Source organism: Dokdonia sp. (assembly GCF_039945015.1).
In the GTDB taxonomy this organism is placed as follows: Bacteria; Bacteroidota; Bacteroidia; order Flavobacteriales; family Flavobacteriaceae; genus Dokdonia.
The window spans coordinates 54,479-70,584 of the sequence record NZ_JBDUXP010000019.1 but is presented as its reverse complement, the minus strand read 5'-3'; the positions used below and the strand labels follow the sequence as shown (position 1 = coordinate 70,584).

The 16,106-nt window shown below is 33.4% G+C and carries 16 protein-coding genes; 8 read left to right on the top strand and 8 right to left on the bottom strand.

Annotation, left to right across the window (positions count from 1 at the left end):
* Nucleotides 1–78 precede the first annotated feature (78 nt).
* Nucleotides 79–777: a DNA repair protein RadC gene (gene radC / locus ABJD27_RS14710; RefSeq protein ID WP_348167764.1), complete on the bottom strand. Its 699-nt coding sequence runs from the start codon at nucleotides 775–777 to the stop codon at nucleotides 79–81.
* 295 nt (nucleotides 778–1,072) lie between these two features.
* Between radC and ABJD27_RS14705 the strand changes: the two genes are divergently transcribed.
* Nucleotides 1,073–1,513 carry a DUF1569 domain-containing protein gene (locus ABJD27_RS14705; protein WP_348167761.1) on the top strand — a complete coding sequence of 147 codons (441 nt, stop codon included), beginning with the start codon at nucleotides 1,073–1,075 and terminating at the stop codon, nucleotides 1,511–1,513.
* Between the two features lie 145 nt (nucleotides 1,514–1,658).
* On the opposite strand, the gene ABJD27_RS14700 is transcribed toward ABJD27_RS14705, so the two are convergent.
* The 5 genes from ABJD27_RS14700 to ABJD27_RS14680 form a co-directional block, all read right to left on the bottom strand.
* Complete coding sequence (locus tag ABJD27_RS14700) at nucleotides 1,659–3,026, bottom strand: hypothetical protein (protein ID WP_348167758.1); 1,368 nt, start codon at nucleotides 3,024–3,026, stop codon at nucleotides 1,659–1,661.
* A 55-nt stretch (nucleotides 3,027–3,081) separates the two neighbouring features.
* Nucleotides 3,082–3,732 (bottom strand): hypothetical protein, encoded by a 651-nt coding sequence (locus tag ABJD27_RS14695; RefSeq protein WP_348167755.1) that lies wholly within the window; start codon nucleotides 3,730–3,732, stop codon nucleotides 3,082–3,084.
* Nucleotides 3,733–3,774: 42 nt separating this feature from the next.
* Complete coding sequence (locus ABJD27_RS14690; RefSeq protein WP_348167752.1) at nucleotides 3,775–4,434, bottom strand: hypothetical protein; 660 nt, start codon at nucleotides 4,432–4,434, stop codon at nucleotides 3,775–3,777.
* Nucleotides 4,435–4,448: 14 nt separating this feature from the next.
* Nucleotides 4,449–5,801, bottom strand: a complete 1,353-nt coding sequence (locus ABJD27_RS14685) for a Mur ligase family protein (RefSeq protein WP_348167749.1) — start codon at nucleotides 5,799–5,801, stop codon at nucleotides 4,449–4,451.
* Nucleotides 5,802–5,863: 62 nt separating this feature from the next.
* Entirely contained in the window at nucleotides 5,864–6,496 is a 633-nt protein-coding gene (locus tag ABJD27_RS14680) for a 7-carboxy-7-deazaguanine synthase QueE (protein WP_348167746.1), read from the bottom strand.
* 280 nt (nucleotides 6,497–6,776) lie between these two features.
* Between ABJD27_RS14680 and kynU the strand changes: the two genes are divergently transcribed.
* Both kynU and ABJD27_RS14670 read left to right on the top strand, forming a co-directional pair.
* Nucleotides 6,777–8,057, top strand: a complete 1,281-nt coding sequence (gene kynU / locus ABJD27_RS14675) for a kynureninase (protein WP_348167743.1) — start codon at nucleotides 6,777–6,779, stop codon at nucleotides 8,055–8,057.
* A gap of 6 nt (nucleotides 8,058–8,063) precedes the next feature.
* Entirely contained in the window at nucleotides 8,064–8,681 is a 618-nt protein-coding gene (locus tag ABJD27_RS14670; protein ID WP_348167736.1) for an FMN-binding negative transcriptional regulator, read from the top strand.
* A gap of 23 nt (nucleotides 8,682–8,704) precedes the next feature.
* Here ABJD27_RS14670 and ABJD27_RS14665 read toward each other — a convergent pair whose 3' ends face one another.
* The gene (locus ABJD27_RS14665) at nucleotides 8,705–9,943 is read right to left on the bottom strand and encodes a hypothetical protein (RefSeq protein ID WP_348167733.1); all 1,239 of its coding nucleotides are present in this window, start codon (nucleotides 9,941–9,943) and stop codon (nucleotides 8,705–8,707) included.
* Between the two features lie 381 nt (nucleotides 9,944–10,324).
* On the opposite strand from ABJD27_RS14665, the gene ABJD27_RS14660 reads away from it, so the two are divergent.
* The 5 genes from ABJD27_RS14660 (at nucleotide 10,325) to ABJD27_RS14640 (ending at nucleotide 14,390) form a co-directional block, all read left to right on the top strand.
* Complete coding sequence (locus ABJD27_RS14660; protein WP_348167730.1) at nucleotides 10,325–11,722, top strand: NAD(P)/FAD-dependent oxidoreductase; 1,398 nt, start codon at nucleotides 10,325–10,327, stop codon at nucleotides 11,720–11,722.
* A 3-nt stretch (nucleotides 11,723–11,725) separates the two neighbouring features.
* On the top strand, nucleotides 11,726–12,148 hold the full coding sequence (locus ABJD27_RS14655) for a RidA family protein (RefSeq protein ID WP_348167727.1): 423 nt from the start codon (nucleotides 11,726–11,728) through the stop codon (nucleotides 12,146–12,148).
* A 413-nt stretch (nucleotides 12,149–12,561) separates the two neighbouring features.
* A complete protein-coding gene (locus ABJD27_RS14650; RefSeq protein ID WP_348167724.1) occupies nucleotides 12,562–13,371 on the top strand; it encodes a Cof-type HAD-IIB family hydrolase in 810 nt (269 codons plus the stop codon).
* Nucleotides 13,372–13,394: 23 nt separating this feature from the next.
* On the top strand, nucleotides 13,395–13,658 hold the full coding sequence (locus ABJD27_RS14645; protein ID WP_348167721.1) for a biotin/lipoyl-containing protein: 264 nt from the start codon (nucleotides 13,395–13,397) through the stop codon (nucleotides 13,656–13,658).
* A 177-nt stretch (nucleotides 13,659–13,835) separates the two neighbouring features.
* Complete coding sequence (locus ABJD27_RS14640) at nucleotides 13,836–14,390, top strand: hypothetical protein (protein ID WP_348167718.1); 555 nt, start codon at nucleotides 13,836–13,838, stop codon at nucleotides 14,388–14,390.
* Here the strand turns inward: ABJD27_RS14640 and ABJD27_RS14635 are convergent, their stop codons facing one another.
* Entirely contained in the window at nucleotides 14,391–16,103 is a 1,713-nt protein-coding gene (locus ABJD27_RS14635) for a hypothetical protein (RefSeq protein ID WP_348167715.1), read from the bottom strand.
* Between the last annotated feature and the right edge of the window lie 3 nt (nucleotides 16,104–16,106).

Sequence of the window (16,106 nt, the reverse complement as noted above, 5' to 3'; positions counted from 1 at the left end):
ATGCTTAAAGGTATACGTAACCCTAGTCGTAATCTTATGTGTATAGATGAGTAGCATTAATAATACTAAATACAATGGTTATAGTAGGCCTTCATCGGCAAAGCTAAAATACGCCTTTTCAGTTACAATAATATGATCTAACACCTTTACATCTAGACTTGCTGCTGCTATATTTAATTTTTGAGTAAGTTGCTTATCCGATGGGCTTGGCCTAAGGGTTCCAGACGGGTGATTATGGGCAAGAATAATGCCTACAGCATTTAATTGCAACGCTGTTTTTAATACCAATCGCACATCGACTAAGGTTCCTGTGATTCCGCCTTTACTCAGCTGTTGTTTATCTAGGACACTATTAGAATTATTAAGATACACTACCCAAAATTCTTCATGAGGCAAATCTCCAATAATAGGTTGCAGTAATTCAAATACAGAGGAAGATGATGTTATACGCTTTCGCGAAAGCGTACCACCGTCATTTCTTCTTCTTCCAAGCTCTAGAGCTGCTAGAATCGAAACTGCTTTTGCTTCTCCTATTCCTTTAAATTTCATTAACTCTTTTACAGAGAGTCTTCCTAATTCTGAAAGACTATTGGACGACGAAGCCAAAATCCGTTTACTTAAACCTACCGCACTCTCATCTCGATTACCAGATCCTATGAGGATGGCAATAAGTTCTGCATCAGAGAGTGTAGATCTCCCTTTATATACTAATTTTTCGCGAGGGCGGTCATCTTCTGACCATTCTTTTATAGAGAAAGAGGGTTGTTTTTCTGACATAGCGATTATACCTATTATTATGCAATAGAAAGCCTATTACGGTTTAAAAAAGTTTCAAAAAATGCTGTTATATTACATTTTGAACTTTAACTATAGCGCATAACTGCTAAAATTATAAATGTCATATTCTATTATGTTTTCAATCTTCACGATGAAGTTTTATCACATAATCTGGGTTAAATATAAAGATTGTATTTTAAAATAGTGTCAGATTCATGACTAACCAAAATATTTTTATAGTAACAATTATAGTACCTTTAAAAATCTATTATTTTTACCTTAAAATATAAAGACTATGAAATCACTATTTGATCCTAATGCTTATCAAGAAATTAAAACACGCCTTGAAGCATTAACACATGAAAGTAATCCTTCTTGGGGTAAAATGAATGTAGGGCAAATGGTTACGCATTGTCAATTTCCTTTAAAGATTGCATTAAGTAGTAAACCTAGAAAGCACAAATGGAATCTTATAGGTTTTCTATTTAAAAAATCGCTTTATAACGACAAACCTTGGAAGCAAGGACTTCCTACGGCAAAGCTTGCAAAAATCACAGATCAAAAGGATTTTCTTGCCGAGCGAGAAAAGTTAACCTCTATGGTAGATGCTTTTCACATAAAAAAAGAACAAACCGAATGGCAACCTCATCCTATGTTTGGTACATTCACTCCCGAGCAATGGGGACAATTAGAATATAAACACTTGGATCATCATCTTAGGCAGTTTGGGGTTTAGAAAACATGACTTCTAACGGGGTGGTTGTTTTCTATTTTTTGTAATCTACGAAGCATAAAAAATAGAAAATTTTCCGTTATAGTTCTTCTCTTACAAACACTTGGATCATCATCTTAGGCAGTTTGGAGCTTAGAAATAACATGGTTTACTCTATTTCCTCTATAAGCATGAAAGGATACTTCTTTTTAACTCCTGATTCTTTATATATATTTAAAGCTTGGTTTCTTCTTCGTTGCTCTTCCCTTAAGTCATATACACTCTCTTTATAAGCGATCATAAAATCAAGATAATCTTGAAGTGTCACTTCTTTACTTATGTTAAGCTTAAAAAACACACTATCAGATACAGATTCTTGAAAATAAGAATAGACTTTATCTTCATCAACTTGATTATTGACTTTAAAAGCATCAAGAACTATTTCTATTTCTTCTTTGTCTTTTAAGAATGTATCTATATATAAAATATCTGGAGGTGGGGGAATCACTTGATTTTTCGCCTCTTCAAAAATCTCTTTTGTAGGGTACAGTGTTTTTGTATATATAAACGGTTCATCATTAATAGTAGAGTGAATTACATAATTTAATTTATCTATACCTCTTATCATAGCTTTACTTTCCAATTCTTTAAGCCTACTATAAGACAATGCTCCTTCTGCATGTATTGTAAGTTTTGGATTTTTACCATATCTCATCCCATATGGATTATGTTTTTTAGAGTAGGGCATCTCTATCAACTCATGTATTGTTAACTCATTATCATATAGGATATACTTAAGATTATTAGAATCACTCAATACCTTTACAGGAATTTTAAAGTAATTATTATAAGGAGAAATTACAGGATCATCATATGTTTCTATTTCGTATGTAGTTGTAGGAATATAGACATAAGGATGTGATGTATTATATACAATGCCAAGTTTATAATATGCAGATGTATTTAACCGTGAACAAACAAACATCAAGCCTACTACCAAAATGAAATGAAGCATTAATACTTTTATAGTATACCCTTTAAAAGAACGTCTTAACTCCTTAACACTCTCTAAAAAAAGCACCACAAATAACAATACACATACACTCCAAATACTTTCTAGAAAAATTAATTTTGATAATAACATTAGAAGTACTCCTATAGACACTATCACCTTAATAAATAAATAAAAATGAGTGCCAATAAGAAATGACTGATTATTTAAAACGTTTCTTTTCCTCAAACGACTTATTGTTGTTTTTGACACTCCTGAAATATAAAATGCAATTCCTACAGAATTCCCTAAAATCACTGCATTACCCGCAAAGATCATTGCAACTAAATCTCCAAAATCTTTAGATAAAAGATGATTTACATTATATTCATGTGCCAATAATGTCGATCTAAACAAAATAAAAAGATATTGTTGAAAAAGATAGAAAATAACCATTGTTACTATTCCCAATAGAATACTCACAAAGAATCTTCTAGAAGAATAATCTTTAAAACGAAGAGGTCTATGCATATAGAATCTACCCATATAGATAGGTATACATTATAGAGGGAACGTTACATTATTAAAATACAAGCGTCCCTTATTCTATGACAAACGTTTTATTTCTATTGACAACATTCATTAAGCTACAATAAGATACTACGGAACCATCTAGACGCTCTGTTAAAGATTCACGAATTAATCCTTTAGGAAATTTATCTTTCCAAGGCAACAAAGAATAATAATCACCAAACCCTACACCAATCATAGAACGATCTACACTTTGATCTACAACCATAACATGATTCTTTGTAAGATACCTGTTACTACTCTCTGATTTATTATAGGAGTAATTATAAATGCTTTGTAAAGAATCATGAGGTGTTATTGTGAGATCATAATCACTTATATAAACAGGATTTCTATATTTGTTTCCTTTAAATGCTTTCTTATTAATACGTAAATCGTTTGCATTAAAAATAGCTTCTCCAGGCACGGTAAGCTCTGCTATTTTGTCCTTTTTATCATCTCTAAACACGAGACTATAAGTACCACCCTCTCTTAGAATAGCAATTGCCACATACGAGTTATCTTGCGTATTGATAAAGTAATATCGCGTCTCTACATCTTTACGCACAGATTCTGAAGGCTTCTGAATTTCATACTCAAGAACTTGATCAAAGATGTAACTATCCTGACAATAGAGGATCGTTGAAATAAAAAATATAAGTAAGTATATAATACACTTCATATATAAATAAGGAATATTTTATTTAGAGTAATTAAAATTATTTCAATTTACCTCTACTCTTGAATTCATGGTATGAATGTTTTCTAAAGAAATACAAGATTTCATTTTATCATCACTATCCCTTATACATCTTTTAGTAATTATGCCTTTTGTGTTTTTAAACATTTTTTTAAAAAGAAGCTTAGATTTGGTTACAATAAAATTAATCTCATGCTCTTGGTTTGAAATATCTATTTCGTAATAATACGTATTTAACTTTTTGCGTTTTTTAATCTTTTCTTTTTTAGGTAATATTTCGAATCGAACTATCAATGGGTTTTCGGAAGGAAGTAACTTTAAAAAATAATTATTAATATTAGTATTCTTCTTTGTTCTAGCTCCATTAATTAACACCCCTACGTTATGCATTATTTCTTCGTCAAACGAAATATTGTAGCCATCTGCTAACACATAATTATCAAGTCTAAATTTAGCATGGTCTTGAGTATTATGGAATGTAAGATTAAACCAAAACTCATTATCTCCTTCTACATGGATACTCGCTTGATATGAGTTATCTTTTGAATTATGTAACTGCATCCATTTCCATTTTTTCTGTTTTTTTAAAGAGACATAGCTATATTCTAAAACTTCATCAAACGTATATTTTGTTTGAGAATATGAAATACTTGATACTAACAATAATAAAAACAGAAACTTCATAAAAGCAATTTACGTCATATAACCTCTTTCACCTCTTCAAAATCCAATCCGCCATAATTACCACTACTCATTAATAACAAAGCCGTATTCTCAAATTTTTGCGCAAATAAGAATGCTTTAAACTGAGCTGGATCTGTATAAATTTTAAGATCATCTCTTTGAAATGCCATTGCAATTTGCTGTTCAGTTACTTTTTCTAGCTTTTTAATCTCAACGGCATGCGGAGAATAAAAGACAACAGCAATATCGGCTGCATTAAGTGCTCCTTGATATTCCTTAAGGAAGTTAGCATTAAGACTACTATAGGTATGTAATTCTAGACAAGCGACTACAGTACGATCTGGATATTGTTCTTTCATCGCTTGCGTCGTAGCACTTACTTTTGAAGGACTATGTGCAAAATCTTTATAGGCTACATTGGTCGTACTTTCTGCTATTTTTTCTAAGCGTTTTGATGCCCCTTTAAAGGTTGCAATCGCTTCATAAAAATCCTCTTCTACAACCCCCATATGCTGGCAAATCCACTTAGCTCCCGCCAAATTATTAAGGTTGTGTTTCCCAAAAACCTCTATAGGCATTGGCCCTTCTGGAGTTTCTAATAATGTCTCTCCATTCTCAACTTCATACACAGGTGTTTCATAAGGATACTTTTTGATATGGGCTGTTGCATTTTCTACAACGTTTACCACCTCAGCATCTTCTATATTATATACCATAGCACCGCCATTAGTCATGCTATTTACAAAAATCTGAAACTGCTCCACATAATTCTCAAACGTAGGAAACACATTAATATGATCCCAGGCGATCCCGCTTAACAATGCAATATTAGGTTTGTATAAATGAAATTTAGGGCGACGATCTATAGGACTGCTCAAATACTCATCTCCTTCTAATACAATAAAATCATTGTCTTCTGTAAGATGCACCATAGTGTCAAAGCCTTCAAGTTGTGCTCCCACCATATAATCTACTTCTTTCTCCCAATAATGCATCACATGCAAAATCATAGAAGTAATGGTTGTTTTTCCGTGTGAACCACCTATAACAACACGTGTTTTATTTTTAGATTGCTCATACAGATATTCAGGATATGAATACACAGTAAGTCCTAATTCTTGTGCTTTTAACAACTCAGGGTTATCTTCTTTTGCATGCATTCCAAGAATAATTGCATCCAGACTGTTTGTAATTTTTTCTGGAAACCAGCCAAAAGATACTGGCAACAAACCATATTTCTCAAGGCGAGATTTAGAAGGTTCAAAAATCGTATCATCACTCCCCGTGACTTGGTATCCTTTATGATGTAGCGCTAGGGCTAAATTATGCATCGCAGCACCTCCTATGGCTATAAAATGTACGTTCATATATGATATTTACAATCAGATTTAAAAATAAGACTAATTATAGAAAAGAAAATACTTTCCTTTTAAGGAATATTCAAATACTTATGTGTCTGTAAAGAAATCTTCCAGGTAGGATTTGCCATTACATAATCCACAATGAGTGGCACCATTTTATCTCTCACAGACCATTCTGGCTGTAAATATAAAATACAATTTTCAGATACTTTTGCGGCTTGTTCTTCTGCAAAAACAAAATCACTTTTATTATATACAATGACTTTAAGCTCATGTGCTTTTTGAGACACCTCTTCCTTAGGAAGCATTCGTTTCTTAGGAGAAAGACAAATCCAGTCCCAATCTCCAGAAAGGTCATATGCCCCAGAAGTTTCTATATGTACTTGCAACCCTCTTTCTTTAAGTAACGATGTGAGAGGTTTCATATCCCACATTAAAGGTTCGCCACCAGTAACAACAATGGTATCACTATACTTTGCAGCGTTATCTGCAATGATTTTTGCTTCTGTTGGAGGGTGAATTGCTGCATCCCAACTCTCTTTTACATCACACCAATGACAGCCCACATCACAACCTCCTACACGTATAAAATACGCCGCAGTTCCTTTATGATACCCTTCTCCTTGAATCGTATAAAATTCTTCCATCAAAGGAAGTAACTCTCCTAAATCTACTCGTGATTGTATGGCTTCTTTTGTCATAGAGTGCAAAAATACAAAATGAAAATGCGTATGACACAACAAGTCGTAGTAAACTCGCAGTCATCATTACATGTAATATATTCTATACAGGATTGACATATCGTATTATTTGATATACGCTTTCGCGAAAGCGTATATTAATAAAAAAATTATCCATCAAAAACTATTAAATTCTAAAAGATAAAACGCACGATGTATCTATTGGATCACAAAAACGTTTACGTAATTTACTTTCTACATCGCAGTATAATCCTTATTTTTATACACCTAAGATTTTCTAATGACAACAGCCAAAATAGCATATCAAAATACACTCGCTTTCGCGAAAGAACAAGACGCACAAGACCCGCTTTCTCATTTTAAAGAACGATTTTACCTTCCTATAGATAAAGATGATAATCCACTCGTTTATATGTGCGGAAACAGTCTCGGATGTCAACCCAAATCGGTAGCCTCTTATATTGAACAGGAGCTTAATGATTGGGCAAATCTAGGAGTCGAAGGGCATTTTGAAGCAGAAAACCCTTGGATGCCTTATCATGAGTTCCTCACAAATCAAATGGCAGAGATTGTAGGCGCTTTACCTAGCGAGGTTGTCGTAATGAATACACTTACGACAAACCTACATCTGATGATGGTTTCTTTTTATAGACCTACCCCTCAGCGTCATAAAATTATTATAGAAAGTGATGCCTTTCCATCTGATAGGTATGCAGTAGAAAGTCAGATTAAAAATCATGGATTTGATCCTTCAGATAGCCTTATTTTATGGCAACCTAGAGAAGGGGAAGATCTCTGTCGGTATGAAGACCTAGAAGCAATCGTACAAGAACATGGAGATAGCATTGCTCTCTTCTTAATAGGAAATACCAATTATTACTCAGGGCAATTTTATCCTATACAGAAAATTACACAGTTAGGACATACCAATGGAAGTAAAGTTGGATTTGATCTCGCTCATGGTGTAGGTAATATTATGCCTGACTTGCATAAAAATGGTCCTGACTTTGCAGTATGGTGTTCTTATAAATATTTAAATAGTGGCCCTGGAAGCTTAGGAGGATGTTTTGTGCATGAGCGTCATCATCATAATAAAGACCTTAATCGGTATGCGGGTTGGTGGGGACATAATAAAGATACGCGTTTTAATATGCGACATAGTTTTGACCCAACTCCTTCTGCAGAAGGGTGGCAATTATCTAACCCTCCTATTTTATCAATGGCAGCAGTGCGAGCCTCTTTAGATATTTTTGCAGAAGCGGGAATGACCAATATTAGAGCAAAATCTGTGGCACTTACCGGATATTTAGAATTTTTACTAGACGATCTAAACAACGATCGTATTTCTGTAATTACGCCTAGAGATCCAGAACAACGAGGATCTCAATTATCTATTCAAGTAAAGAATGCAGACCGCAGTTTACATGATCAACTAACCAAAGCAGGTGTTATTTCAGATTGGCGTGAACCCGATGTAATTCGTGTCGCTCCTGCTCCATTATATACAAGTTATGAAGATGTATTTGAGCTTGTGGAAAAACTAAAAGAAGTATTAGGTTAAAAACATATGTATATACCAGAAATATATAAAAATGAAGATCCTGAACAAATCAAATCTTTTATAAAAGAAAACAGTTTTGGGATCCTTGTCACAAATAAAGATGAGGTATCATTTGCTACGCATATCCCTTTAGAATATGCTCTAAAACCAGATGGTACAGAAATACTACATGCTCATATTTCAAAAGCAAATGAGCAATGCGCACATATCATAGACGGAGCTGAAGCATTATGTATTTTTAATGGACCTCATAGTTATGTTTCTAGTAGTTGGTATGATTTTGAAGAAGTTCCAACTTGGAATTACATCGCTGTACAAGTTCGCGGGAAATTAACCGTATTGGATCAAGAGGGGTTATGGGATTCTGTAAAAACCTTAATGCATACCTATGAAGATGGACAAGAAAACCCAGTTCGTATGGAAGCACTCTCTGAAAAAACATTGAGACAAATGAATGGTATTATCGGTTTTGAAATTGCTATCTCTTCTATAGAAGCGGCGTATAAATTATCTCAAAGTAGAGATGACAAAAACCATAAAAATGTTACTGATCATTTACGTAAAACAGAAAATACAGGAAGTTGTGCAATTGCAGATGAGATGAATCGATTAAGGAATAAATAAATTCATGACTAAAGTATCCTCTTCTAATCTTCAAAAAAGTTGATTTTATAATACGTTTTATTATCAGTTTCGATCAACCAGACTCCATCATTTTTGCTTTCAGCTTCCAAAAACACTTTCCTTTTACCTTTAGAAATCCCTCTAACATATTTCCTTATTTCTTCATTTGCTTTAAGATATGTAAGAGCTTTAGGGGTAAAGGCTACTTTGGGGTATTCTCTTAATTTGTTATGAGCTTTAATAAAATATGTAAACTGTATTCCCTGAATACTACCCTTCATAACATTTCTTTCAGCTTGATTATTCTTCATTGCATTTTGCTCTCCTGTAGTTTTATCAAGTTCTAAACCAGATGATTTTATTTTTTTTACAATTTGGGCATGGGAACTTAATAGAACATAATCCCTATTTAAATCTAATGACAGAGTCATATCATATGGGTTTATTTTATGTTGCGAAATACCGACAGTAGATCGTTTAAAGGTACTCCAAACTTCTTCTCCAATGCTATTAAATTTATATACATATATCCCTGTGGGAGTATAGGAATACTTAACATCTTTTTTTGATGGAGCCCTTAAAAACCCATATACATAATAAAAATATTCACCATTCTCCAAAGCCACCTTTAAGTCATTTATACTAAAATAGTCTCCAAGCACATATGTACTTGTTTTAGCACCTGAAATAGATAAACTCATGTGTGAATTATTAAACTCCCCAAAAGCAAATCCGTTTTTTGCCTTCAAATTAAGGGTAACCTCATTTAATGCATCTCCATTTTCACTATACGGCTGGATGTAAATATTTACTTCCCTATTTTTGTTTCTTAATGTTTTTGTAACAAAGGCAATAGAATTATTGTGGCCTTTTTCCAAAATAAAAGGAATTACCCTTTTTCTTTTATCTTTAAACTTATAGTTGTAAATCTCATCTGCTCTATCTTTAGGAATATTCTTAATAGAAAAAGTATTCAATGTACCGTCTCGTATATTTCTCAAACTTAATTTAAGATTGTTGTCTTTTTCTAAATCAATATATTTCCCCTTTTCGTTATGAACAAAAGCGAAATATTGATCAGTCAACAAAGTGTTTTGGATACCATCTTCAACCTTTTGAAATTCAATTACAGGAGATAAACCTTCATCAGAAAAAAACTGATATTTCTTGTAAGAATAAGCCATATTTCTGTAATGGGTTAACATTAAGGTATTCCCACTTAAAGATTCCTTAAAGATGTCAAAATCTCCATCATCAAACACAATCTTTTCTTTACCATCAGGATAATATTGTATAGCTTTTCTATAAGCAGTTCTCTGGTCCAATCCCCTTTTGGATCCAAAAAAAAGTGTAAGTACATTATCTTCATTAATTGAATAATATCTAGGTTTATTACCTTTCTCATAATCACCCTCAGTAATCAAACTTTGTGCTTTAATAGCCGGTATGGTTAAGAAAAAGAAAATAATAAAGAAATAATGATTGATTTTAGGCTTTATTGAGGTCATAGACTTTTAGGAAATTTAAAAGATAGCAATATAAAATATTTAATCTTATTTCTTAAAAATGATTAGATGATTAATAAGCAAATGACTTTTCATTCGTATTTTTAGTTCCTACTATATGTTTATAGATCACCAGAAATGAAACAAAAAGAACACATATTAATCATAGGAGCAGGACTTTGCGGTTCATTACTAGGACTGCGCATGGTACAAAGAGGCTATAAAGTCACTATTGTAGAAAAACGTCCTGATCCTAGAAAAGTACATCAAGACGCAGGAAGGTCTATTAACTTAGCCTTTTCTGACAGAGGCATGAAGGGAATCAAACTTGTAGGACTTGAAAAAGAAGTTCGCAAATTATGCATCCCTATGAATGGACGTATGATTCATGATCCTAAAGGCAATACATTCTTTAGTCCTTACAGTGGTCGTACAGATGAATATATAAATTCTATATCTCGTAGTGATCTTAATACGATGTTACTAGATGCCGCAGATCAGTTTGACGAACTTACAATTCATTATAATTTAGGTTGTAAAGAAGTAGATTTAGAAAATGCAACAGCTATCTTTAAAGAATATACCACTGGAGAAATGCATACTTTTTCTGGAGATATCATTCTAGGAACAGATGGAGCTGGATCTACCGTGCGTAAAAGCATGTACTTAAGTAAAAAATTCTTGTTTAGTTTTTCTCAGGAATACTTAGGACATGGGTACAAGGAGCTTTCTATACCTCCCGCAGAAGATGGAGGATATCGTACAGAAAAAAATGCATTACATATATGGCCTAGGGGACGTGATATGATTATAGCACTTCCTAACTTGGATGGTAGTTTTACAGTGACATTATTTTTAGATTTTGATAATGCACCTGATAGTTTTGCATCTCTTAATTCTTCTGAAGCTATTACCGAATACTTTACAAGACAATTTCCAGATGCTGTAGCAATGATGCCTAACTTAATTCAAGAGTTTCAAGAAAACCCTACAGGACCATTAGGCACTATAAAATGTAGCCCTTGGCATTCTTTTGGAAAAACGTGTGTTCTTGGAGATGCAGCTCATGCGATTGTTCCATTTTATGGACAAGGGATGAATGCTAGTTTTGAAGATGTTGTGGTCTTTGATGAGGTATTAAATGCATATGAAGGAGATTGGCAAACCGTTTTTAAAGAATATGAAAAAGCACGTAAAAAAGATACTGATGCCATTGCAGATCTCGCTGTAGATAATTTTTATGAAATGAAAGAGCACACAGCAAATCCTTTGTTTCAAGAAAAACGTAAACTAGAAACTGCTTTTGAAAAAGATTTTCCAGAAGATTATTATTCTAAATATAGTCTCGTTACTTTTAATGGAGCTATAGGATATAGAGAAGCCATGTTACGAGGGAGAGCACAAGACAAAGCGATTCTAAGTTTGATAGATGAAGGTGGTCTCTCTAGTGATCTTTCGCTTAAAGCGAAATTAGAAAAAGTACAACAAGAAACGAATGATATATTGCACGATGATGCGATTATAGAAAACTTATAACCTATGAAAAGTAATTTAGTAGAAGGTAAAGCAACACCACGTGGAGCGTATCCACACGTAAAACGTGCAGGAGATTTCTTATTTATCTCTGGAACCAGTAGTAGACTTCCTGATAATACATTTGCAGGAGTACATCAAATGGATGAGATGGGCACGATGCATCTTGACATCAAAGAACAAACACGCGCTGTCTTAGAAAACATTAAAGATTACTTAGCCACCGAAGGAGCTACCATGGCAGATGTTGTAGACGTCACTTCATTTCTAGTAAATATGAATGATTTTGGAGGGTACAACCAAGTATATGCTGAGTACTTTAATAAAGAAACTGGACCTGCTCGTACCACAGTTGCCGTACACCAATTACCACACCCAAACTTAGTGGTCGAGATTAAGGTGATGGCATACAAACCTTTAAAAGGTTAGAAGTACAAACGACAAAATATTCAACAAAGAATTGTAATGAAAAAGATCTTATCGAAAGAATTTATACCATTGGGTATCTGTATTTTATTACTCCTCTTTTCTATATTTAAAATTGTAACATCTAATTATATCTTTAACATAAAACACTATGCAGGTATATTATTAATACTATTCTCTACAATAGCATATATAAAAAATCAAAAAGTGTATATCTATCTCTTTACGATCACATTGTTTTTAGGATTACTAAGTTTTATAGATATATTTTATACTACGTACGCTTTTGGAATAAAAGGATTCTTTAGTCTTAATCCAATATTTATAATATTTATTATTTTACTTTTCATAACAAACAAAGATCGCATGAATGAGGTTTTCCAAAATTAATTAACCCATTCAGTTCATACACAAAAATGAAATACAACCTCATTTGCACAGATATAGACGGTACATTGCTTAATGCAGATCGTTATTTGAGTGATGTTACTGTGAACGCTTTCGCGAAAGCGAACATATCCACAGTTCTCGCTTCCTCACGTATGCCTAGTGCTATGCATTACTTACAAGAAGGGCTTGGCATTAAAAACGCACCTCTTATTGCATACAATGGAGGGCTTATTTTAGGAAAGAATGGCAAGTGTATAGAAAGCAATACCATGCCTCTACAAATACTGGAAAAACTTATCTCACATCATAATGCACATTCATACAATCTAAGTATTTATGCAGACGATGATTGGTATACAGATCAAGAAGATTTTTGGAGCTTACGCGAAATAAATAACACTAGAGTTACTCCTACATATCAAAGTGCTTTAAAAAGTCTTGAAACACTTCATTCAACACAAAGAGCGCCTCATAAACTCATGTGTATGGGAGACGCTTCTGAAATAGATAGTATTGTGGCTCATCTTTCTGGGCTATATAATGATGCCGTGCACTTATACAGATCTAAAGACACCTACTTAGAGATCACACCAAAATATATAGATAAGGCGAAAGCACTTCGTATTTTATTACAAAGTAAGTTTGATTTTGAGATGGATCGTGTTATTGCTTTTGGTGACAATCATAATGATGAAGAATTACTCAAGCATGCTGGGTTTGGAGTAGCTGTTGCAAATGCAACTGACAAACTGAAGTCAATTGCAGACTACACAAGTTCTTCTACAAATAAAGAAGATGCCGTGGCAAAAGCTATTGAGAAGTTTGTGATTATTTAATAATAACTATTTTATAACTCAAAATGAGTAGCCCAAATATTATTACGTTTAAATGTCCTCCAGGGATGAATGCTGATGATTCTGTAACAGTAGATAAATTAACAATTACATTAAACCAAAAAGTAAAAAAAGGACAATTGCTAGCCATTTTATCAAGCGGAAATTATGAAGTAGAAATAACCGCTGAATCTGATGGAATAATTACCGAACTACTTATTGAAGAAGATCAAATCTTACATCGGAATGATATTATGTGGAAAATTAAAACAATTAATATCGCAAATTAGATCTATACACAACTTTTTCCTCTTCTTCTTTTAAAAGTAATTGTAATAGAGAGTAATCATCTTTCTAGATATTTAAAATAGTAACATAAATAAGAAAGAATAGATAGTTCTTTTCAAAAACACTACTTCTCGTGTAACGATTATCATAAAAATGGAGTCCTACAAGAAACACACATTATGAAGCAACATCTTTGGATTATAGAATTTACTTTTAGAATATATGTATGGTCAAAAATTTGGGCTTATGGAATAGGAAAGATTGTAGGAGGCCAGTTTCATCGAGCAGGAAGACTTCCTGAAGAAGTTGCAAAAACACCTATTGCAGATATTGGAAGTTTTGATCTTGCTTGGACCTTTTTTGGGTTTTCTACAGGGTATATTTGGTTTATAGGGCTATCACAAATACTGGGTGGAGGATTACTACTTTTTAATCGAACAAAGATCATAGGTGTATTTATACTAATTCCGATACTCCTAAATATCATTGTAGTTGATTTCTTTTTTGAGATATCCCCAGGTGCTATGTTAAGTGCTATATTCTATTTATTAATGTGTTGTTACATCCTATATTACAACAAAAAACAGCTAATAGAAGCTGTAAAAAAAATACTAGAAACTGTAAAAATTTCTAGAACCAAAAAAATAAAATGGATAGGGTATTGTATTGCTATAGTTGCAGTAGTGGTTATTACGATTATTGAGGTTTCTTTAATTAATTGGGTAGGCAGGTAATTATTTTAATACCACATCACTAAACTTTGCTGTGATTGTAATCACATTTCCTGTACTACGAGATTTGTGATATCCGTTTACAACTTCGGTTCTATCATTCTTCATAGTCTTTGTTTCTAATTGTCGTGGTACTAGAAACTCGTTATGTTCTCCACTATAATTAAAGTTAAATGCACTATCAGGTAAATTAAGTACAAGGTCACTATTCTCAAGAATGATAGTTAATGATCCAAAATCGTCTACTACTTGAGAGATTGATAATTGTCCAAAAGAACCAGAAAGCAATCCACCTCCTGAAAGCGTATTGATGACTACATTACTAGAGTTTGAAGTCAGCGCTATATTTTGTGCATTTGCTATAGTACATTCTTTTACATGGCTTGCATCTAGCGTTCCTCCGTTCCAAGAACCTACAGTGATAGGGCTATATGATACATTGATGGAGGTATCCCCTCCATCAATGTATGTAGCTGCAAGACTACCATGTGATATAACAGCTTTTGGATTATAGACCGCTGCCATTTTTACTTTACCATAACGCACATTCATATCGATCTCTGCCTTTTTTGGCATCTTTATGATAATTGTACGTTTTACATCACGACTAGGTTTGTCATCAGTGTCATAGTTAAAATGAAAGCTAGAGCTTTTATTCCCATGCTCATCTTCATCATGACGCTCTTCCCAATCGGCTTCATGCTCTTCTGCCCATTTCTCTACTTTTCTTCCGAACTCTTCTCCCCACTTCTCCATATCTTTTCCAAAGTCTTCTCCCCAATCTTCAAAAGCTTTGCCTACAGACTCTCCAAAATTCTCTCCCCATTCTTCCATGGCTTTTTCAAAATCGCCCATCTTAAGTTCAAAGTTCTCTCCCCATTCTTCCATATCGTGTTCAAACTCTTCTCCCCACTCTTCCATTTCTTCTAGCCAAGCATCTACTTCACGTACTTTTACATTTGTATTGTACTTTTTATTTAGTTTATTTAGATATGCTTTCTTGTCTTTACGATACTCATTATCGTTAAAGTTCATATTTCTAGTTTTCCCAAATGGCCATTGTGGAATATCCATAAGTCCTTTTAATGCACCACCTAAGGCTCCATCTTCAGAAAAGTCGTTTTCTTTTTCCCACTTCTCCATTGCTTTATCAAAATCAGGTCCAAAGCTCTTTTCCATCTCTTTTTCATAACGCTTAAGGTATGCTCTTCCTTCACGACGGTATGCATCGTGATCAAACTTTGTTTTCCCTAATTCTTCATAAAACTCTGCAGGCAATTGAGCTCCTGTTAATCCTTCAAGAATTGGTCCTACAATTCCTTCTAAAACAGGCTCTACAATGTTTAATGATTCTCCTATAATCTCTGTTAAAGGGATTTCGCCAAGGTCTATATTATCTATATCTATAACGGTTGCATCACTATATCCACCTGAGCTATGAATACGTACTTTATCACTATTTCCAGTTACAGATAAGTTCCAATCTTCTATAGCTTGGTCTGTATTTTTTCCTTGTACAAAAGCTTCTACAGAAACCTCGTTTTTATTCCAAGTTTCAAAAATCACATCTACATAACGTGTATCTACTTCTATTTCAACATCTTTATTTACATTGAAACGTTCTTTTAATTTTTCCTGTTTGGCTTGTGCAAAAGCACTTCCCGATAGCATTATAAATGCTAGCATAAAGAGCCAATTTATTTTATTTATTTTCATTGT